This is a genomic window from Corallococcus sp. AS-1-6, assembly GCF_020037015.1.
Lineage (GTDB): Bacteria > Myxococcota > Myxococcia > Myxococcales > Myxococcaceae > Corallococcus.
Genome location: NZ_JAIQDE010000013.1, coordinates 168,490 through 187,044, shown reverse-complemented (window position 1 = coordinate 187,044; position 18,555 = coordinate 168,490). Strand labels below are relative to the sequence as shown.

At 72.5% G+C, this 18,555-nt stretch carries 16 protein-coding genes; 10 read left to right on the top strand and 6 right to left on the bottom strand.

Annotation, left to right across the window (positions count from 1 at the left end; genetic code table 11):
- Nucleotides 1-4 precede the first annotated feature (4 nt).
- The 4 genes from K8612_RS19990 to K8612_RS19975 form a co-directional block, all read right to left on the bottom strand.
- Nucleotides 5-1,276, bottom strand: coding sequence for a hypothetical protein (locus K8612_RS19990; RefSeq protein ID WP_223763446.1), 1,272 nt, complete (start codon nucleotides 1,274-1,276; stop codon nucleotides 5-7).
- 127 nt (nucleotides 1,277-1,403) lie between these two features.
- Nucleotides 1,404-2,822 (bottom strand): RICIN domain-containing protein, encoded by a 1,419-nt coding sequence (locus tag K8612_RS19985; RefSeq protein ID WP_223763445.1) that lies wholly within the window; start codon nucleotides 2,820-2,822, stop codon nucleotides 1,404-1,406.
- Nucleotides 2,823-2,908: 86 nt separating this feature from the next.
- A complete protein-coding gene (locus tag K8612_RS19980) occupies nucleotides 2,909-3,115 on the bottom strand; it encodes a YbdD/YjiX family protein (protein ID WP_223763444.1) in 207 nt (68 codons plus the stop codon).
- Nucleotides 3,112-5,178 carry a carbon starvation CstA family protein gene (locus K8612_RS19975; RefSeq protein WP_223763443.1) on the bottom strand — a complete coding sequence of 689 codons (2,067 nt, stop codon included), beginning with the start codon at nucleotides 5,176-5,178 and terminating at the stop codon, nucleotides 3,112-3,114. The genes K8612_RS19980 and K8612_RS19975 overlap by 4 nt, the downstream gene beginning before the upstream one ends.
- Here K8612_RS19975 and K8612_RS19970 point away from each other — a divergent pair.
- From K8612_RS19970 to K8612_RS19960, 3 genes are all read left to right on the top strand, one after another.
- Complete coding sequence (locus K8612_RS19970) at nucleotides 5,177-6,694, top strand: S41 family peptidase (RefSeq protein WP_223763442.1); 1,518 nt, start codon at nucleotides 5,177-5,179, stop codon at nucleotides 6,692-6,694. The genes K8612_RS19975 and K8612_RS19970 overlap by 2 nt on opposite strands.
- 94 nt (nucleotides 6,695-6,788) lie before the next feature.
- Complete coding sequence (locus K8612_RS19965; protein ID WP_223741665.1) at nucleotides 6,789-7,259, top strand: DUF6321 domain-containing protein; 471 nt, start codon at nucleotides 6,789-6,791, stop codon at nucleotides 7,257-7,259.
- Nucleotides 7,260-7,419: 160 nt separating this feature from the next.
- Nucleotides 7,420-7,941 (top strand): GNAT family N-acetyltransferase, encoded by a 522-nt coding sequence (locus tag K8612_RS19960; RefSeq protein WP_223763441.1) that lies wholly within the window; start codon nucleotides 7,420-7,422, stop codon nucleotides 7,939-7,941.
- Nucleotides 7,942-7,968: 27 nt separating this feature from the next.
- On the opposite strand, the gene K8612_RS39295 is transcribed toward K8612_RS19960, so the two are convergent.
- Nucleotides 7,969-9,828 (bottom strand): collagen-like protein, encoded by a 1,860-nt coding sequence (locus K8612_RS39295; protein ID WP_306799683.1) that lies wholly within the window; start codon nucleotides 9,826-9,828, stop codon nucleotides 7,969-7,971.
- Nucleotides 9,829-10,012: 184 nt separating this feature from the next.
- Between K8612_RS39295 and K8612_RS19950 the strand changes: the two genes are divergently transcribed.
- On the top strand, nucleotides 10,013-10,537 hold the full coding sequence (locus tag K8612_RS19950; RefSeq protein ID WP_223741663.1) for a phage tail protein: 525 nt from the start codon (nucleotides 10,013-10,015) through the stop codon (nucleotides 10,535-10,537).
- 52 nt (nucleotides 10,538-10,589) lie between these two features.
- Here K8612_RS19950 and K8612_RS19945 read toward each other — a convergent pair whose 3' ends face one another.
- A complete protein-coding gene (locus K8612_RS19945; protein WP_120563765.1) occupies nucleotides 10,590-11,225 on the bottom strand; it encodes a YafY family protein in 636 nt (211 codons plus the stop codon).
- Between the two features lie 192 nt (nucleotides 11,226-11,417).
- On the opposite strand from K8612_RS19945, the gene K8612_RS19940 reads away from it, so the two are divergent.
- The 6 genes from K8612_RS19940 (at nucleotide 11,418) to K8612_RS19915 (ending at nucleotide 18,543) form a co-directional block, all read left to right on the top strand.
- Nucleotides 11,418-13,910: a ribonuclease H-like domain-containing protein gene (locus tag K8612_RS19940; RefSeq protein WP_223763440.1), complete on the top strand. Its 2,493-nt coding sequence runs from the start codon at nucleotides 11,418-11,420 to the stop codon at nucleotides 13,908-13,910.
- Nucleotides 13,911-13,923: 13 nt separating this feature from the next.
- Nucleotides 13,924-15,534, top strand: coding sequence for a hypothetical protein (locus tag K8612_RS19935; protein WP_223763439.1), 1,611 nt, complete (start codon nucleotides 13,924-13,926; stop codon nucleotides 15,532-15,534).
- Nucleotides 15,535-15,782: 248 nt separating this feature from the next.
- Nucleotides 15,783-16,442: a malonate decarboxylase holo-[acyl-carrier-protein] synthase gene (gene mdcG, locus K8612_RS19930; protein WP_223741660.1), complete on the top strand. Its 660-nt coding sequence runs from the start codon at nucleotides 15,783-15,785 to the stop codon at nucleotides 16,440-16,442.
- A gap of 347 nt (nucleotides 16,443-16,789) precedes the next feature.
- Nucleotides 16,790-17,521: a beta-ketoacyl synthase chain length factor gene (locus K8612_RS19925; RefSeq protein WP_223741659.1), complete on the top strand. Its 732-nt coding sequence runs from the start codon at nucleotides 16,790-16,792 to the stop codon at nucleotides 17,519-17,521.
- The gene (locus K8612_RS19920) at nucleotides 17,514-18,293 is read left to right on the top strand and encodes a 1-acyl-sn-glycerol-3-phosphate acyltransferase (protein WP_223741658.1); all 780 of its coding nucleotides are present in this window, start codon (nucleotides 17,514-17,516) and stop codon (nucleotides 18,291-18,293) included. Before K8612_RS19925 ends, K8612_RS19920 begins: the two co-directional genes overlap by 8 nt.
- Nucleotides 18,280-18,543, top strand: a complete 264-nt coding sequence (locus K8612_RS19915) for a phosphopantetheine-binding protein (protein WP_207048466.1) — start codon at nucleotides 18,280-18,282, stop codon at nucleotides 18,541-18,543. The genes K8612_RS19920 and K8612_RS19915 overlap by 14 nt, the downstream gene beginning before the upstream one ends.
- Nucleotides 18,544-18,555 lie beyond the last annotated feature (12 nt).

Below are 18,555 nucleotides of genomic sequence, written 5' to 3'. Positions count from 1 at the left end.
GCGTTCACGGCGCCGAGCTTGAGGCGCCGTGGACCTGCATCCGCCATCCTCCGGGGTTGATGGGCACGGCCACCTCCGCCCCTGGCGTCTCGCGGGTCTCGCGGATGAACTGGGAGGTCCGGGGCCAGTCGCGCTCGGGCCCCCACGGCTCGAAGGTCCAACGTCGATAGGCCAGCCCCACCACGCAGACACAGAGGCCCGCGGCGAGGACGGCGCGGAACCGCCCCAGCGCCGCGACCCAGAGGATGACTCCCGCCGGGAGCGCGAACAGCATGTAGCGGCCCGGCATCACGATGGGATTGCGCAGCTCTCCGAACGAAGGATGTTCGGCGGAGCCGGAGCGCACATACCAGGTGAGCGGAATCAACAGGAAGACACACGCGCAGACGAACAGCAGCAACGCGCGCGGTCGCGCGGGCAACCGGCGCAGGCCCAGGACGAGCACGGCGATGAACCCGCCCGCGACCAGGATCCGCGCACCGAGCGGCCAGTCGAAATAGGCGAACGTCCCGGGTTCACCCAGCACCGGGAACAGCACGTAACGGACGCAGAAGGTGTTCCAGACGTGCTCGGCCATGCGCGCGAACGACCACGTGGCGAAGTCCGCGGCGGGCATGCCGGACTTCCGGAAGAGCACCGCGTTCACCGCCGCCGGCACGGTCAGCAGCACCGCCACCACCACCTCCCACGCCACCGCGCGCCGGGGCTGGACCTCGCGCCACCGCATCAGGCCGCGCAGCAGGAAGACGGGTGCCAGCAACACACCTTCGCCCGCGCTCGATGCCACCGCGAGCAGCGCCACGCCATCCACGACTCCCAGCGGACGATCCAGGTCCTGGAGCGCCACCAGCATCCCCCCGTAGAAGAGCACGGAGTGGAGGTTGGCGAGGTTGCCCGTCACCTCCCAGGTCCCCGGCAGGAAGCAGAACGCCACGGCGGTGAACACGCGGACGCCGTCATGGGGCACCAGCCAGCGGAAGCGGGCCCGCGCGAAGAGCGCGAACACCGCCGCGTTGATGGCCAGGGTGACGAACGCCAGCCCGAGCGCGAACGCTTCGATGGGCAGGAGCGAGAGGCCCCAGGCCAGCAGCCGCGGGACGATGTGCAGATAGCCCGCATAGGGAATGAACGTGGCGCCAAAGCCATACGCGAGCGCGTCCCCCAGGAACACCATGCCATCTTCCGCCCACAGGTGCGCCTGGAGGAGCCGCTCGTGCGAGCGCAGCGCCAGCACCGCGAAGCACACTCCCAGCGCCGTCACATACGGGGCGCGCATGCACTCCCAACCCCGGCCGATGGGACGGCGGAGCAGGCGTGCCCATGGGGAGCGTGGGTCGGTCATCGCAGACGTCCCTATAGCATCCGCCTCGCCCACGGCGCCGGCTCCGCCTCCCGCGAAGGGGCTACAGCGCTTCCAGCCGGAACTGCTGGCAGTCGTTGTTGAACCAGGTCCACTGCTGGAGCGGCGTGCCGTCACCGCTGCCCTGCTGGCAGCCCGTCACGTCCAGCACCTTGCCGCTGTGGCGCGCCTCCAGCCGGTAGTAGCCGTTGCCCAGCGCCACCGGCTTGAACTGCTGGTTGCTCCCGCCGCCGTAGGACCACTGCTGGAGCCCCGCGCCGTCCGCCGTGCTCACGTCCCGCACGTCCAGCGCCTTGCCGCTGTAGCGCGACACGAAGCGGTAGTAGCCGCTGTCCGTCGCCTCCATCGACCACTGCTGGCTGGTGCCCGTGTGGCAGGCCCACTGGTGGATGATGGCGCCGTCCGCCGTGCTGGGGCCGTTGATGTCCACGCACCGGCCGGAGGCCTTGTTCACCAGCCGGTACGCCCCCGTGCCGCCCGTGCCCTGCGCCACGGAGTAGATGGCGCTGAGCAGCGACGTGCTCCCGGACGTGTCCTGCGACAGCTCCCAGATCATCACGCCGCCGTTCTGCTTCCCCAACTGCGTCTTCGCCTGGATGGTCGCGATGCCGTTGTAATAGACGTCCCCCACGTTGTCCTTGTAGGGCGCCTGCGGGTCGCGCGCGACGAGCTCCGAATAGGCCACGTAGCTCGACGGCGAGCGCCCGTAGAACGGCACGCCCAGCACCGCCTTCGACGCCGGCAGCCCGCGCCCCTTCCAGTAGTCCAGCGACTGGACCGCCAGCTCATACGTCGAATGCGGCTGCCCGCCGTCGTACGCCATGATGTTGAGGAAATCGACGTCGCTGAACACGGACGCCTGCACCCCGCCGCCCGTGTAGCCGTTGGCCACCACCGCCGCCGTGAGCAGCTTGCCCCGGCTGTGCATGGCCGTGCCCAGCTCGCGCATCAGCGCCGCGTAGTTGTTCCCCGACGTGCCGGGGTCCGGGTACTCCCAGTCGATGTCCACGCCGTCCAGCCCGGCCGCGTTGACGAAGTTCACCACCGTGTTCACGAACGCCGTGCGCGTGCTCGCGTTGGCCGCCATCTGCTCGAAGCCGCTGTCGTTGCCGTCGTTCCAGCCACCCACGGCGATGAGCACCTTCACGCCCTGCGCATGCGCCTGCGTCACCAGCGAGCGCAGCCGCGCGTCAGAGCTGCTCACCCCCGTGAGCCCGCCGGAAGCCGTGGGCAGCGCGAACGCGTAGTTGATGTGAGACAGCTTCGAATACTGAAGCGCATTCACATCCCCCGCCCACGTCGGCAGGTAGCCCACCACCCGCGTCGACAGCGCGGCGGACTCCACCTTCCCCACCGCCTCCCCGGCGACAGGAGCGTCCTCCGGTCCCGAGCAACCGCCCAACGATGCGAGAAACACGGCGCCCAGCGCCCACGTCCGGAACGGCGTCGAGGTACGAGACACGGCTGACTCCTGCGAAGGGGTTGAACGGGCCTGACCCGTAAAACCCACTAAGCAGTTTTGTCCGGAAGACTCAACGGCTCATCCGCTCAGCAGCACCGGCCGCCCCCGGCGCGGTAGCGGGCCTGGAGGCGGTCGTTGAAAAACTCCGCATAGGTCATCACCGCTTTGTCTGGATGGTGACGGCGCATGTGGGCGACGTAGGTGTCGTAATCCGGCACGCCAATCATCAGCCGCGCGGTGCGCACGGCCTGCCGCCAGGCGTGCTGGAGCGTCTGCGCGAGCGTGCGCCTCATGGCTTCACCGGGACGGCGGCGGCCACGTAGGGCGTCTCGTGGGACGTGGGCACCGGCGAGCCACGGGCACGCAGCGCGGCGCGCACGCCGAAGAGAATCGTCGCCACCACCACGACCATGAAGAACACGGTGAGGCCGGCATCCAGGTAGTCATTGCGGATGATGGCCTCCATCTCCTCCACGGACTTCGCGGGGGCGATGACGCGCCCCTCGGCCACCGCCTGGGAGAAGGCCTGGGCGTGGGCCACGAAGCTCACGCGCACGTCACCGCCGAGCACCTTCTGGAAGCCCGCGGTGAGCGTGCACAGCACCAGCCACGCGGCGGGGATGCCGGGCACCCAGACGTAGCGCTCGCGCTTCATCTTCACCAGCGCCACGCAGCCCAGCGTGAGCGCCACCGCCGCGAGCATCTGGTTGGCGATGCCGAACAGCGGCCACAGCGTGTTGATGCCGCCCAGCGGATCCACCACGCCCTGATAGAGGAAGTAGCCCCAGGCGGCCACGCACAGCGCGGTGGCCAGCAGGTTCGCGCCCCAGGCCTCCGTGCGCTTGAGCGGCGCGTACACCAGGCCCGCCAGCTCTTGAATCATGAAGCGCCCCACGCGCGTGCCGGCGTCCACGGTGGTGAGGATGAAGAGGGCCTCGAAGAGGATGGCGTAGTGGTACCAGAAGGCCATCATCCCCTGCCCGGACACCAGCCCGTGGAGGATCTGCGCCATGCCCACCGCCAGGGTGGGCGCGCCGCCCGCGCGGGACAGGATGGTCGTCTCCCCGATGTCGCGCGCCGTCTGCTCCAGCACCTCCGGCGTGACGACGAAGCCCCACTGGCTGAGCGTCGCCGCCGCCTGCGCCGCCTCCGTGCCGATGAGCGCCGCGGGCGAGTTCATGGCGAAGTACACGCCCGGCTCCAGCACCGACGCGGCGATGAGCGCCATGATGGCCACGAAGGCCTCCATCAACATGGCGCCGTACCCCACGAGCCTCGCGTCCCCCTCCGTGGCCAGCATCTTCGGCGTGGTGCCGGACGCGATGAGCGAGTGCCACCCGGACACCGCGCCGCACGCGATGGTGATGAAGAGGAACGGGAAGAGGCTGCCGGAGAACACCGGCCCGGAGCCATCCACGAACCGCGTCACCGCCGGCATCTTCATGTGCGGCGCCGCCAGCACGATGCCCACCGCCAGCAGCAGCACGGTGCCAATCTTCAGGAAGGTGGACAGGTAGTCGCGCGGCGCGAGCAGCAGCCACACCGGCAGCACCGCCGCGCAGAACCCGTAGCCGATGAGCAGCCACGCCAGCGTGCGGCTGTCGAAGGTGAACCAGGGGCCCCAGGTGGCGGACTCGGAGACCTGACCGCCCAGCCAGATGCTGAGCATCAGGAGCACGAAGCCGACGATGGACACCTCCAGCACCTTGCCGGGCCGCACGTAGCGCAGGTACAGGCCCATGGCCACCGCGATGGGGATGGTCATGGCCACGGTGAAGGTGCCCCACGGGCTGTGCGTCAGCGCCTTCACCACCACCAGCGCCAGCACCGCGAGGATGATCATCATGATCATCAGCACGCCCACCATGGCCGTCACGCCGGCCGCGGGCCCCAGCTCCATGCGCACCATGTCGCCCAGTGACTTGCCGTCGCGGCGCACGGACAGGAACAGCGTCATGAAGTCCTGCACCGCGCCGGCCACCACCACGCCCGCCAATATCCACAGCGTGCCGGGCAGGTAGCCCATCTGCGCCGCCAGCACCGGGCCCACCAGCGGCCCCGCGCCCGCGATGGCCGCGAAGTGGTGGCCGAACACGACCCACCGGTCCGTGGGCACGTAGTCCAGTCCGTCGTTGCGGCGCTCGGCGGGGGTGGCACGAGAGGGGTCCACCTGGAGCGCTTTTTCGGCAATGAAACGGCCGTAGAAACGATATCCCAGCATGAAGACCGCGACCGAGGCGACCACCAGCCAGATGGCACTGATGGACTCACCCCGGTGCAGCGCCACCACGCCCAGGCAGAAGGCCCCCGCCAACGCCAGGGCCACCCATCCCAACTTCCGAGCGACTCCACCCATGCTGTCTCCCATCCGCGGGCAGGCCACCCCCACCCCGCGCGAGGTTTATAGCGCACGCCCCGCGTCCCCCCGGCCCGCTCGCGGTGGGGTGTCGGGGGGTGGGGGGCGCTGGCGCGGGGCCGTCCTCCTCGTGCTCGCGGGGCTGCTCGCCGCGTGTGCCACGCCGCACGCCGCGTCGGGGACCCGCGCCCCGGAGGGGTCCGGCGTGTGGCGCTCGCGCGGCTATGGATGGCTGCTCACGGTGACGCCGGAGGGCATGCGCCTGCACCACGAGACGGCGGCGGGGTGCCATCCGGATCCGTCCTCGCCCGCGGAGCTGAAGGAGCTGTTCGGGATCCAGGAGCCGGGGCCGTCGGCGGACGTCCGGGACTTCCTCGGCGCACCAGGGGAGACGCGCTACCGCTTCGACCGCCTGGCCGCCCTGCCCGCCGGCTGCGACACGCCGCGCACGTGGAGCGCGCTGGAGCTGTTCGACGTGTTCCGGGCGACCTTCGCGGAGCACTACGCCGCCTTCCCCCAGCGGGACCCGGACTGGCTGGCCCGCCTGGACGCGCAGCGCTCGCGGGTGACGCCGGACATGGACCGCCGCGCGCTGTTCACCCTCTTCGCGGACGCGCTCCGTTCGCTGAACGACGCGCACGTGGAGCTGCTCGCGGGCGACGCGGACCCGGACACGCTGAAGTACGAGCCCCGCCCCACGGGCACGCTCGCGACGCTGGCGATGGCGGCCGAGTCGATGGCGCGCCCCCCGCGCGACGTGCAGCGCGAGTGGATGCGCGCCTACCGCGACGGCATCCTCCAGACGGTGCTGCGCGGCGAGGGACATCACGTCGGAAACCAGCGCGTCCTGTGGGGCTTCGCCGCGCCCCGCGTCGCCTACCTCAACCTGCTGACGATGGGCGGCTTCGTCGCCGGGACGGAAGAACAGGCGCCCACGCTGGCGCAGGAACTGGCCGCGCTGGAGCCGGTGCTGGACGAGGCGCTGACGGCCTTCGCGGGGGCGGACGCGCTCATCCTGGACGTGAGCAACAACCGGGGTGGCCACGACGCCGTGGTCCGCGCCATCGCGGAGCGCTTCACGGCCGAGCCCCGGCGCGCGTATTCCAAGTGGGCCACGGGCGCGAAGGACGTGCCGCCGCAGGAGTTCACCCTCCAGCCCTCGCCGCGTCCGTCCTTCCACGGGCCGGTGTACGTGGTGACCAGCGACATCACGGTGAGCGCGGGCGAGGTCCTCACGCTCGCCCTGCGGGCACTCCCGAACGTCGTCCACGTGGGCACGGCCACGCGGGGCGCGTTCTCCGACATGCTCGTCAAGCCGCTGCCCAACGGATGGACGGTGCACCTGTCGAACGAGCACTACGCCGACGCGCGGGGCCAGGACTACGAGGCCCGAGGCCTGCCGCCCCAGCGCCCGCTGGAGGTCTTCAAGAGCGAGGACCCGTGGCACTCGCATGCGCGGGCCCTGCGTGCGCTGGCGGACTCGCTGGTGCCTCCGGAGGCGAGCGCCACGCCGTAGGGAGCAGGCGGCCTGTCACGTCGTGCCAACCCGGCCGGGACGACCTACCTCTCCTGCGGAAGCCTCCACCGCCGTTCAAAGAGGAGCACGCCCGATGCCGACCCGTTCCCCCACTCGCAAGAGCGTCACGCGGACGCGGCGCCTGAAGGATCCGAAGGGCGGCCTCACCGCGGCGGGCCGCGAGTGGTTCCACGAGAAGGAAGGCGCGAACCTCAAGCCCGGCGTGAAGGGCAAGGCGGACACGCCGGAGAAGCTGCGCAGGAAGGGCAGCTTCCTGCGCCGCCACTTCGCGCACCCGCGCGGGCCCATGGTGGATGACCAGGGCAAGCCCACGCGCCTCGCCCTGTCCGCCCGCGCCTGGGGTGAGCCCGTGCCGAAGGACAATGCTGGGGCGAAGCGGCTCGCCACCAAGGGCACGAAGCTCCTGGAGCGCTACCACGCGACGCAGGAGCGCGCGAAGCCCGCCGCCAAACGCTCCGGCGCCAAGAAGACGCGGACCGCCGTGGCCGCCCGCCGCGCGACGGCGCGGAAGCCCGCGACCCGGAAGCGCGCGAAGAAGTCCTGACGCCGCCCGCGCCTCACGGCTGGAGCGTGCGGGGGCCGGTTGCCGGGGACGGCGGGTGTCCGACTGTCGGACAGGTTCGCGCGGGTCGCCGCGGACAGGCGGACCAGTCCCGGCGCCCCCATTCGCCCCGGGCTCGCGCGGCGTGGGAGGATTCCCCGCCGTGACGACACCCCCACCCTTCGCGCCCCGCCTGCGCACGGTCACGCCCGCGGACGAACCGTTCCTCTTCACGCTCTACGCGAGCACGCGCGAACAGGAGCTGGCCGCCTGGGGCTGGCCGCCCGCGCAAGCGGAGCTGTTCCTGCGCATGCAGCACCAGGCCCAGGCCCGCCACTACGCGGCGACCTACGCCCCGGGGGGCCACGCCATCGTCGAAGTGGAGGGAGTGCCCGTGGGCCGCCAGTGGCTCGTGCGCACCGCCACGGAGCTGCTGCTGGTGGACGTGACCCTGCTGCCCGCGCGGCGGGGACAGGGCCTGGGCACGCACCTGCTGGAAGCGCTTCAAGCGGAGGCGGCGCGGGCGCGCGTGCCCGTGCGGCTGCACGTCACGCGCGACAATCCGGCGCTGCGGCTCTACACCCGGCACGGCTTCACGCCCGTGCCGGGAAGCGACCCGGCGTCGCCGTACCGGGAGCTCCAGTGGCGGGCTCCGGAGGGCGATGCGGGAACCGGCGGCGGGTGAGCCCGCCGGCTCCGTGAGGCCTTGCGCCTACAGCCCCAGCAGCGTCTCGGGCTCCGGGGCGATGGTCTGGAGGAAGTGGCCCGGCGTCCCCGAGGCGGCGGTCGCGTTCGTCGTCGTGCTCGGGATGATACCGCCCGCGTTGCCGCCGTTGCCGCCGCTGCCACCGCCGCCACCGGCCGAGAGGATGGTGGTCGAGGGCGAAACGGCCGCCGCGTTGGCGCCCCCCGCGCCCCCCGTCACATCCACGCTTCCCGTCACGGTGGCGGACACCGGGGAGATGAGGTGGACGATGCCACCGCCACCGCCACCGCCACCGCCTTCACCCGTACCGCCGTTGCCGTTGAAGCCGTCCGCGCCCTTGCCGCCCGACACGAGGATGGAGCCGGCCAGGATGATGCTCCCCTTCGCCGCGACCAGCACGACGCCGCCGCCGCCGCCGCCCGTGCCCACGATGGACGCGCCGGCCGTCTGCGGGTTCGTGCCGCCCTCGCCCTTCGCGTTGATGACCGCACCCGAGGTGATCCGGATGTTGGTGCGCGAGACCAGCAGCAGCGAGCCGCCACCCGCTCCGCCGTCGGCGCTCGGGCCCGCGTAGAGCCGGGCTCCCGCGCCACCCGACGCGGATTGGACCCGGCGGACCTGGGCAGCCTGGAAGGCCGTCAGGCCCGCGCCACCGTGGTAGGTGCCCGCGGCCGTCCGGGCGATCCCCGGGGGGGCCTCTCCGCCGCCCAGGTCCTCCGCCTCGGGCAGCACCGTGATTGTCCCGGACACGGTGATGTCCCCCGTGGCGCGCAGCACCGTACCGCTGGGGACCTTGAGCGTCCCCGCGATGGTGATGGTGCTGAACTGGAGGTTGTAGCCCGAGGGCAGCGAGGACACGCCCGCCGCGGTGGAGAGGTCCACCGTCTGGCCCGAGCCCACGTTGAACGCCCCCGCCGAGCCGTCACCGTAGAGCCCCTGCGTGCCCGCGGGCCCCTGCGGCCCCTGCGCTCCCGTGGAACCCGTGAGCCCCTGGGGACCCGCGGGGCCGGTCGCCCCGGCGGGGCCGATCGCGCCAGTGGGGCCCTGAGGCCCCTGGGGACCCGCGACGCCCGCGGGCCCCTGCGGACCCGCGGGGCCGGTCGCTCCAGCAGGCCCGGCCGCGCCTGTCGCGCCCGTGTCACCCTTCGGGCCCTGCGGACCCGCGGGGCCGGTCGCTCCAGCGGGCCCAATCGCGCCCGTCGCGCCCGTCGCGCCCGTGTCACCCTTCGGCCCCTGCGGACCCGCGGGGCCGGTCGCTCCAGCGGGGCCAATCGCGCCGGTCGCGCCCGTGGGCCCTGTCGCGCCCGTGTCACCCTGCGGCCCCTGGGGACCCGCGGGGCCGGTCGCTCCAGCGGGGCCGACCGCGCCCGTCGCGCCCGTCGCGCCCGTGTCACCCTTCGGGCCCGCGGGACCGATGTCGCCCGTGTCACCCTTCGGGCCTGCCGGGCCCGTGTCGCCCTTCGCGCCCGTGTCACCCTTCGCGCCCGTTGGCCCCGTGGGCCCCACCGCGCCCTGAGGCCCCATGGGCCCCGTCAGGCCCATGGGCCCCTGCGGCCCCATCGCGCCCGCCGGCCCCTGCATGCCCTGCGGCCCCTGGGGACCGGGCTCGCCCTGGGCACCTGACAGGCCCGGCGGCCCCTCGGGACCCATCAGGCCGGGTTCACCCGTGGCGCCCTTCTCACCTCGTGGGCCGGCAGGCCCCTGGGGACCCGTCGCGCCCGCGGGCCCCGGAGGCCCCTCCGGTCCCGCCGGGCCATCACCCGCCGTCCCCTCCGTGCAGGCGGTCACCATCAACGTCGCGCAGAGCGACAGCACGCGGAACCGCGAGAACACCCCATGCAGGGGCACGAAAGCTCGAAGTGACATGGAACAGGTCCTCCCCAAGGACAGCCGCCGCGGTGACGTGCGGCGTAGGAATCCATGCTCTCACGAACTGTGAACCTACGCACACGCTGGGTTGGTTTCCCTGATGACGCGCCGCGCTCTTTCATCGCGTGGCCGCCCATGGTCTGTTCGCCGGCTCACACAATCCGTCACACCCGGGGGCACCATGTCCGAGCCGTACATTGGGCAGATCATCATGTTTGGAGGCGACTTCGCGCCGAAGGGCTGGCTCTTCTGCAACGGCGCCTTGCTCTCCATCGCGCAGAACCAGGCGCTCTTCAGCATCCTGGGCACCACCTACGGTGGCGATGGCAGGACGACGTTCGCGCTGCCGGACCTGCGCGGCCGCTTCCCCATGGCGCCCGGCCAGGGCCCCGGGCTCGCGCCGCACACGCTGGGTGAGGCGTCCGGCCAGCCGTCGGTGACGCTCATCTCGACGCAGATGCCCGCGCACACCCACCCGCTGATGGCCAGCATGCAGGAGGGCAACTCGGAGAGCCCGGAGGGCGCGTACCTCGCGGCCTATCCCCCGGGCAGCACCCCCACGCCCTACTCGACGACGCCCAGCACGGTGATGGGCGCCCAGGCCGTGGGCATCGCCGGCGGCAGCCAGCCCGTGCCCGTCCAGAACCCGTACACCTGCGTGAACTTCATCATCGCGACGGAAGGCGTCTACCCCTCGCGCGGCTGAGGTCCCCGGAGGAAGGGCGCCGCGCCAGGAGCGCGGCGCCGTCCGGGGCGCTTCAAGCGCCCACCACCTCCGCCCGGGTGATGCGGTCCAACCGGAAGTGGCGCCGCTCCCCGGACGCGAGGTCCACCGCGTCCAGCCGTGTCTCATGGCGGTCCATCACCACGGACTCGATGCGCACCTCGCGCACCGTCTCCAGGAAGTTGCCGTCCACGTAGGTGATGCGCAGCGGCTGCCGCTCGAACCACGCGCGCTCCAGGGCCTCGCGCACGGGCTTGCGCGTGGGCAGCGACGGCACGCCCAGGAACGTCAACTCGCGCAGCCGGGCCAGCAGCTCCCGCTGCGCGGACGTGGACAGCGCCGAGCGCACCTTGTCCAGCGCCGACTCCAGCGTCCCCGTGAAGGGCAGCAGCCGCATGTCGATGGCGAACCGCCCCAGCGCCACCACCAGCGCCGCCTCGCGCGCGGTGAAGTTCACCGGCGGCAGGCTGTAGCCCCGGTCCAGCGCGTAGCCACCGCCCCGGCCCCGCTCCGCGCCCACCGGCAGCGCCGCGGCGCGCAGCGCGTCCAGGTCCCGGTAGATGGTCCGCACCGTCACGCTGAAGCGCTCCGCCAGCACCTCCGCGGTGACGCCGGTGCGGCGGCCCCTCAGGTACTCGGCGAGGGCGAAGAGTCGCTCGGTGCGCTGCATGGCGGTGAATCCTGACATACCGCTGTCAGCCGGGGGCCTCAAGCTGCTGCCAAGGCACCCGCGATGCGAAGCCCTCCCGACAGCGCCACGCCGCTCCTGTCCGCCCACCCTTGCGAAGCGGGCCCCCGCGCGCCTATGAGCGCCCGGAGCAGCGCCCGCACGCCGCGCCTTCCGCCCCCTGAGTCCCCGCCCATGGTCCCGCCGCCCCATCCGCTGGAGGACGAGTGGTTGTGGGGATGGGACCCCACGCCGGGCATCGTGTCCGTCTGGGCGGAACCGGACGGGCGCGCCTTCGTCTGGAAGCGGCAGCCGGGCACGCACGCGCGGCTGCGCGAGGACGCGAGGTACCGCCCCTGGGTGCTGCTCGCGTCGCTCCAGGACCTGGAGCACCTGGGGGACGCGCTCCGTCCGGAGGGCCCGCCGCCGGCGCCGCCCGTGCCAGGAGCCGTGACGTACCGGGAGCTGGAGGGGCCCGGCGCGTTGCGCTTCCTCGTCAGCGCGGAGGACGGCCGCGCGCTGGCGTCCGCGGTGCTCAAGGGCGCGTCGAAGCGGCTGGACCGGCGCGTGGGCCACCTGCGCGACCTGGGCCCGGCCGCGGCGCTGGTGCTGCCGCCGGAGGAGCAGTACCTGGTCGCCACCGGCCGCACGTACTTCCGCGACCTGGTGTTCGACGACCTGCGGAGGCTCCAGTTCGACCTGGAGACCACCGGCCTGGACCCCACCCGGGACCGCATCTTCCTCGTGGCGCTGAGGGACCCGGACGGCCGCGCGGAGACGCTGGAGGTGACGGAGGACGGCGACGCGGGCGAGGCGGACCTCCTGCGCCGGCTGGTCGCGCGCCTGCGCGAGGCGGACCCCGACGTGGTGGAGAACCACAACCTGCACGGCTTCGACCTGCCCTTCCTGGACCAGCGCGCGAAGCGGCTCAACGTGCCGCTGGCGCTGGGCCGCGCGGGGCTGCCGGGCCTGCGCCACCGCCCCTCCGCGAGAGGCGCCGCGCTGAACCGGGGCCCCGGGGGCCGTGACGCGGACGCCATGCGCCGCGCGCGCTACACCGTCCCCGGCCGCGAGTTCATCGACACGCTGGACGCCGTGCGCCGCCACGACTTCGCCGCCCGCGACCTGCCCGGCCACGGCCTCAAGGCGGTGGCGCGGCACCTGGGCCTGTCCGGGCCCGACCGCGAGCTCATCCCCGGCGCGCGCATCCACGAGGTCTTCCTCAAGGACCCGGAGCGCGTGCGCCGCTACGCGCGCGAGGACGTGACGGAGGCGGCGGGGCTGGCGCACCTGCTGGGCGGCGCGGCGTTCGCGCTCGCGCGCATGGCCCCCCGGCGCTACGAGCGGCTGGCGGACGCGGGCCCCGCGACGGGCGTGTTGGATCCGCTGCTGGTGCGCGCCTACGTGCGCTCGGGCGCGGCGCTGCCGGCGCACGAGTCCGGCGACGGCACCTCCCACAGCGGCGCGGCGCTGCACCTGTTCGCCACCGGCGTCGCGCGCCACATCGTGAAGGCGGACGTGGCCAGCCTCTACCCGTCGCTGATGCGCCAGTACCGCATCGGGCCGAAGCGCGACCGGCTGAACGCGCTGCTCGCGCTGGTGGACCGGCTGGTGGAGCAGCGCCTGGACGCGAAGGCCCAGGCGAAGAAGGCCCCGCCCGGCTCGCGGGAGCGCCACACGCACGAAGCGATTTCGGCGGCGATGAAGATCCTGATCAACTCCGCCTACGGCTACCTGGGCGCGGTGGGCCTCACCCGCTTCTCGGACGTGCACGCCGCCAACGAGGTGACGCGGCGCGGGCGCGAGCTGCTGGGCCTGATGTGCCGCGAGCTGGCGCACCGGGGCGTGACGCTGCTGGAGGCCGACACGGACGGCGTCTACTTCGCGGTGCCGGAGTCCTGGACGGAGGCGGACGAGCGCCGCGTGGTGGCGGAGGTCGCGGGCCTGCTGCCGCCGCGCGTGAAGCTGGAGTTCGACGGGCGCTACGCCGCCATGCTGTCCCACGAACCGAAGAACTACGCGCTCCAGCCCTACGCGGGCCCGCTGCTGCTGCGCGGCGTGGCCTTCCGCTCCAGCCGCGCGGAGCCCTACGGCGAGGACTTCCTGCGCCGCGCCCTCCAGCACCTGCTGGCCGGCGACGTGCGCGCCGTGCGCGACACCTACGTGGACGCGGTGATGGCGCTGCGGCGGCGCCAGGTGCCCACCTTCGAGGTCTCCGCGCAGGTGCGGCTGACCAAGTCCCCGTCGCAGTACCTGGCCACGCGCAAGCAGCGCAGGGAGCTGCCGTACGAAGCGCTGCTCACGAACGGCCGCGAGCACTGGTCCCTGGGAGAGCGCGTGCGCATCTACCGCGCCACCGGCGGCCGCGCGGGCCTGCTCCCCGAAGCGCTCACCGAGGACGGCGAGCCCGCCCCGCGCCCGGGGCCCGGCGAGCCCGCGGGCGACGACGCGCGCGACTACGACGTCGAGTACTACGTGCGCCTGCTCAAGGACTCGTTCGCGGCCCGGCTCGCGCGGGGCCTGGCCCCGGAGGACTTCGCCACCGTGTTCGCGGACCCCGACCAGCCCTCCCTCTTCACCCCGTCCCTTGCGCAAGCGCGGCCCGTGCTCACCGTCGTGAGAGCCCCCCAAGGCCCCGAGTTCGGTGAGGACGCGCAGGTGGTTGGAGCCCCGCCCTTCTCACCGTGACTGGAACCCTGCCGTGTCCCGCTTCCTCCGGGAGCCCGTGGGAGGCTTCTGCTACGTTGCGTCAACTTCGATGGCCTTCCCGTTGATGAAGCGTCTTTCGCCGCGCGCGCTGGGGACTCCCGGCACCGTGGCCCTGCTGCTCCTGCTTCCCTGGCTGATCTACTGGAGCGCGGTCATCCACCGGTACGGCCTGCGTGACGACTACGCCATCCTGCGCGAGGCGCGCGAGGAGCCGGGCAAGATTCTGCGCGTCTGCGCGTCGCAGGGCCGCCCGCTCTACGGCTGGATGCTGGAGGCGTCCGCGAAGGCGGCCGGCGGCATCGACGGGCTGATGGGGCTGCGCCTGATGGGCGTGGCCGGGCTGGGCGTGCTGGCGGCGGCGGTGTTCCTGCTTCTGCGCAAGGAGGGCTGGCGGCCGGGCTCCGCGGCGCTGCTGGCGGGGTTCCTCACGGTGACGCCGTCCGCGCAGGTCATCGCCAACTGGAGCATCTGCTGGCCGCAGGCCCTGGCGCTGATGCTGGGCCTGGGCGCGTTCGCCTTCGCCCGCCGCGCCATCGGTCCGCCGGGCGCGGAGGCCCCCCTCCGGTGGCCGTACGCGCTGGCCGCGGTGGGCACCATGGCCACCGCGACGCTCATCTATCAGGTGAGCGGCCTGTTCTCCGCGGTGCTGCTGGCGGCGTCGCTGGTGGCGCACCACGACGTGTCGCTGAAGGCCACCGCGCGCTGGATGCTCAAGCACCTGCTGGTGATGGGCGCGGGCCTGGCGCTCGCGTACGCCGTCACGCAGGTGCTGTTCAAGGCGGGCATCTTCCCGCCCTCACCCCGGCTCAGCTTCGAGAAGCACTGGGTGGACAAGACCGTCTGGGCGCTCACGCACGTGTTCCCCAACGCGCTCGCGCTGTCCGCGCTCAACGAGGCGCCGGTGGGCGACATGGACGGCTACCGGGCCATGGTGGTGCTGACGCTGACGCTCTTGGGCGTGGGCATCGCGGTGGAGGGGCGCCGCTCGGGGCTTACGGGCGTGGGGCGCTGGCTGCTGGCGCTGGTGACGCTGTCGGGCGCGGCGTACTCGGTGGGCTTCCTCGCCGGGGAGCGGTGGCCCACCTACCGCACGCTCAACGCGCTCACGGGCGTGTGGGCCGTGTTCTTCGCCGCGTCGCTGGCGAACCTGGGCACCCTCTGGCCCCGGCACGGCCCGCGCGTGGCCACGGCCCTGCTCACCGCGTTCGTGGCCTTCAGCGCCCTGCTCGCGCACCAGCAGTCCCTGGAGCTGTTCGCCCTGCCCCAGGGCCGGGAGCTGGCGGTGATGGAGCAGGGCGCGAGCCTCGTCGTCCCGGACCGGAAGCCGCGCGTCTTCGTCCTCACCGCGAAGCAGGCGGACTCCACCGCGCCCTTCCACTACCTGGACGAGTTCGGCTCCGTCTCCGTGGACGCGGAGTGGGTGGCCAAGGAGATGCTCAAGGCCCTGGTGAAGGAGCGCTTCCCTGGCGAGCACGACGTGAGCGGCCTCTACCGCTTCGCCGCCGGCCCCGTCGCCCCGGAGCCGCGCAACTACGACATCCTCATCGACATGCGCCACCAGCACGTGAGCGCCGTGAGCCCCCTCCTCCAGAAGCCCCGCTAGCCCTCCCGCGACTCAGGGGAATCCCTGATGCGTGCGCTCGGCTCCCACCCGGATTTCCGGGGAGATTCGCGCGACCGGGAGCAACCGTCGCCGACCGGTGCAGGATCGCTCCCACCGGCGGCTTGAATCCGGGTAATGAATCGAGCAGTGAGTTCCACCGCTTCCGCTTCCGCATGTCCCGGGGGCAGCCCCGTCCCGCGTCGCGGAAGCGGGCCCGGCTCCCCCCTGGCGACAGGAGACGGTCGCTGATGGGCGGTGAACGTCCGGTGCGGCATGACTGGGTGTACCTGGACGCCGGCTGGGCGGAGGCCCTGCGCTCTCCCCTGCTCCCGGACGTCCACGCGCAGGTGACGGCGTGGCGGGATCAGGGCCGGCCCTTCGCCGTCGCCCGCCAGGACCTGCCGGACCAGGAGGACGACCTGCGGCTGGGGCTCACCCTGCCCGACCGCCGCCACCTGTCGCTGCACGTGGCCCTGTCCGCCGTGGAGCGCCACCTGCCGCCGCCCACCGCGCAGGAGGTGCGCGCCACGGCCCCCGCCGCCTGGGGCCCCGCCCTGGATGACGTCATCGCCCTGGGCACCGCGCTGGATTTGACGGTGGGCGTGTTCGGTTCGCTGGCCTGGCAGCACCGCTCGGGCGTGTCCTTCGTCCGGTCGCTGTCGGACGTGGATCTGCTGTTCGCCCCCGCGCGCTGGTCGGACGTGGAGCGGCTGCTGTTCGGACTGGAGGCCGTGTCCCGGCGCCACTCGGTGGTGCGCCTGGACGGCGAGGTGCTGCTGCCGGACGGGGGCGCCGTGTCCTGGCGCGAGCTCGCGCTGGAGCCCGAGCGCATCTGGGTCACCGGCCCCCGCGGCGCCCGGCCCCGCACGCTCCGCGAGCTGCGCGCCCTCTTCCCCTCCGAGTCCTGAAACATACAGGCAGCGGCGCGCGCGGCGTGAATACGCGCGCCCTCCGCCACGTCACGCAAGCCACCGTCACAACCCGTTTGCACCGCTCGATCCGAATGACTCGCGGAGCGCGTCACGCGCCGCGCGACACACCGGTGCGTCTTCTCCCTGGACAAACCCGGAAGAACCTGAAGGCCGAGGCAGCGTTGCGTCTTTCATCAACAAGAACGTGGGGTTGCGACAGACACAGGGCAGGCGGCAGGGCGGGCTCCCGGCGTCCGGCCTGCTCGGGTCGGCCGCCCAATTGTCACCCTGTGAATGGTTTGGTAAAGGTTGTCTTTGGGGGCGATTGGGGCCTCTCCGTCACGATGGTGGGATTCTCCGTACAGCGCTGGGCCGCCTGGGCCCCCGGACTCGTCAATCCTGCTTCCTGGGAAACGTGGCTCGCGACCCCGCATCCGCTCCCCGCGGAAGGCACGCCAGCGCTCGCGGCGATGCCCGCGATGATGCGCCGCCGGGTGGATCGGCTGGGCCGCATCGCGTTGCAGGCGGCGTATGACGCGCACGTGGACGCGCCGGACGCGCCCGTCGTCTTCGCATCGCGTTATGGGGACCTGGGCCGCTCGGTGGAGCTGCTCACGCAGTTGGCGCGCTCGGAGCCGCTGTCGCCCACGTCCTTCAGCCTGTCGGTGCACAACGCCATCGGCGCGCTCTACTCCATCGCGCGGGGGGACACGTCCGCCTACGCCGCCATCGCCGCGGGGGAGGAGACGGTGGAGGCCGCCTTCACGGAGGCGTGTGGCCTGCTGTCGGACGGCGTCCCCCGGGTGATGGTCGTCATCTACGAGGAGCCCGTGCCCACGCCGTGGGAACACTTCTGCCGGGACGTGGCGTTTCCTCACGCATGGGCCTGTCTCCTTTCAGCCAGCACGGGCGCGGACGCCATCCACCTGGACTGCGCGGCCAGCGCCCCCGCCGCGCCAGTGGACGCGGCGGACCTCCCGGCGGACCTGCGCGCCCTGCGCTTCCTGGTCTCCGGCGCCTCGCGGTGGGAGCACGCGACGGGCGGCCGGTGCTGGCGGTGGGCGCGCCATGCTTGAGAAGCTCGACCGGCCGTGGCGCATCTTCGCCACCGGGCTGTCCTTCGCCACGTTCGGCCTGGGGGGGCTGGCGCTGCGGCTCCTCTACTTCCCGCTGCTGGCGCTCTTCGTGCGCGATCCGGCGCGGCAGCAGCGGCTGGCGCGGCTCGCGGTGCACTACACGTTCCGCTTCTTCATCGGCTACATGCGCGCCCTGGGCGTGCTGCGCTACGAACTGCAGGGCGTGGAGAAGCTGGCGCGCTCCGGGCTGCTCATCCTGGCCAACCACCCGTCGCTCATCGACGTGGTGTTCCTCATCTCCCTGGTGCCCAACGCGGACTGCGTGGTCAAGGCGAGCCTGGCCAACAACCCGTTCACGCGCGGCCCCATCCGGGCGACGCGCTACCTGTGCAACGACTCCGGGCCCGGGCTCATCCAGGACTGCATCGCGTCCGTGAAGGCCGGCAACAACCTCATCATCTTCCCGGAGGGCTCGCGCACGCCGCTCGACGGGAACATGCAGTTGCAGCGCGGCGCCGCCAACATCGCGGTGCGCGGCCCCTGCGACATCACGCCGGTCATCATCCGCTGCGAGCCGCGAGGCCTCACCAAGGGCATGCCCTGGTGGAAGGTGCCGTCAAAGCCCATGCACTACGTCATCCGCGTGGAGGACGACATCCCCGTGTCCGCCCAGGACGCGGAAGCGGGCGAGGCGGCGAAGGCCGCGCGCCAGCTCACCACCCGTTTGCACGACCATTTCTCCAGGGGGAGCCAGGGACATGTTGGAGCTTGAGCAGGAAATAAAGCGTCTGGTCATCGAGACGCTGAACCTCGAGGACGTCAAGCCGGAGGACATCGATCCGGCGGCGCCGCTGTTCGTCGAAGGGCTGGGGCTGGACTCCATTGACGCCCTGGAGCTCGGCCTCGCGTTGCAGAAGTCCTATGGCGTCGTGCTGGCGAGCGACTCCAAGGAGAACCGCCGTCACTTCGCCAGCGTCCGGGCGCTCGCGGATTTCGTCAGCACCCACCGCACCCGTTCCTAAGCAGCCCCTTCA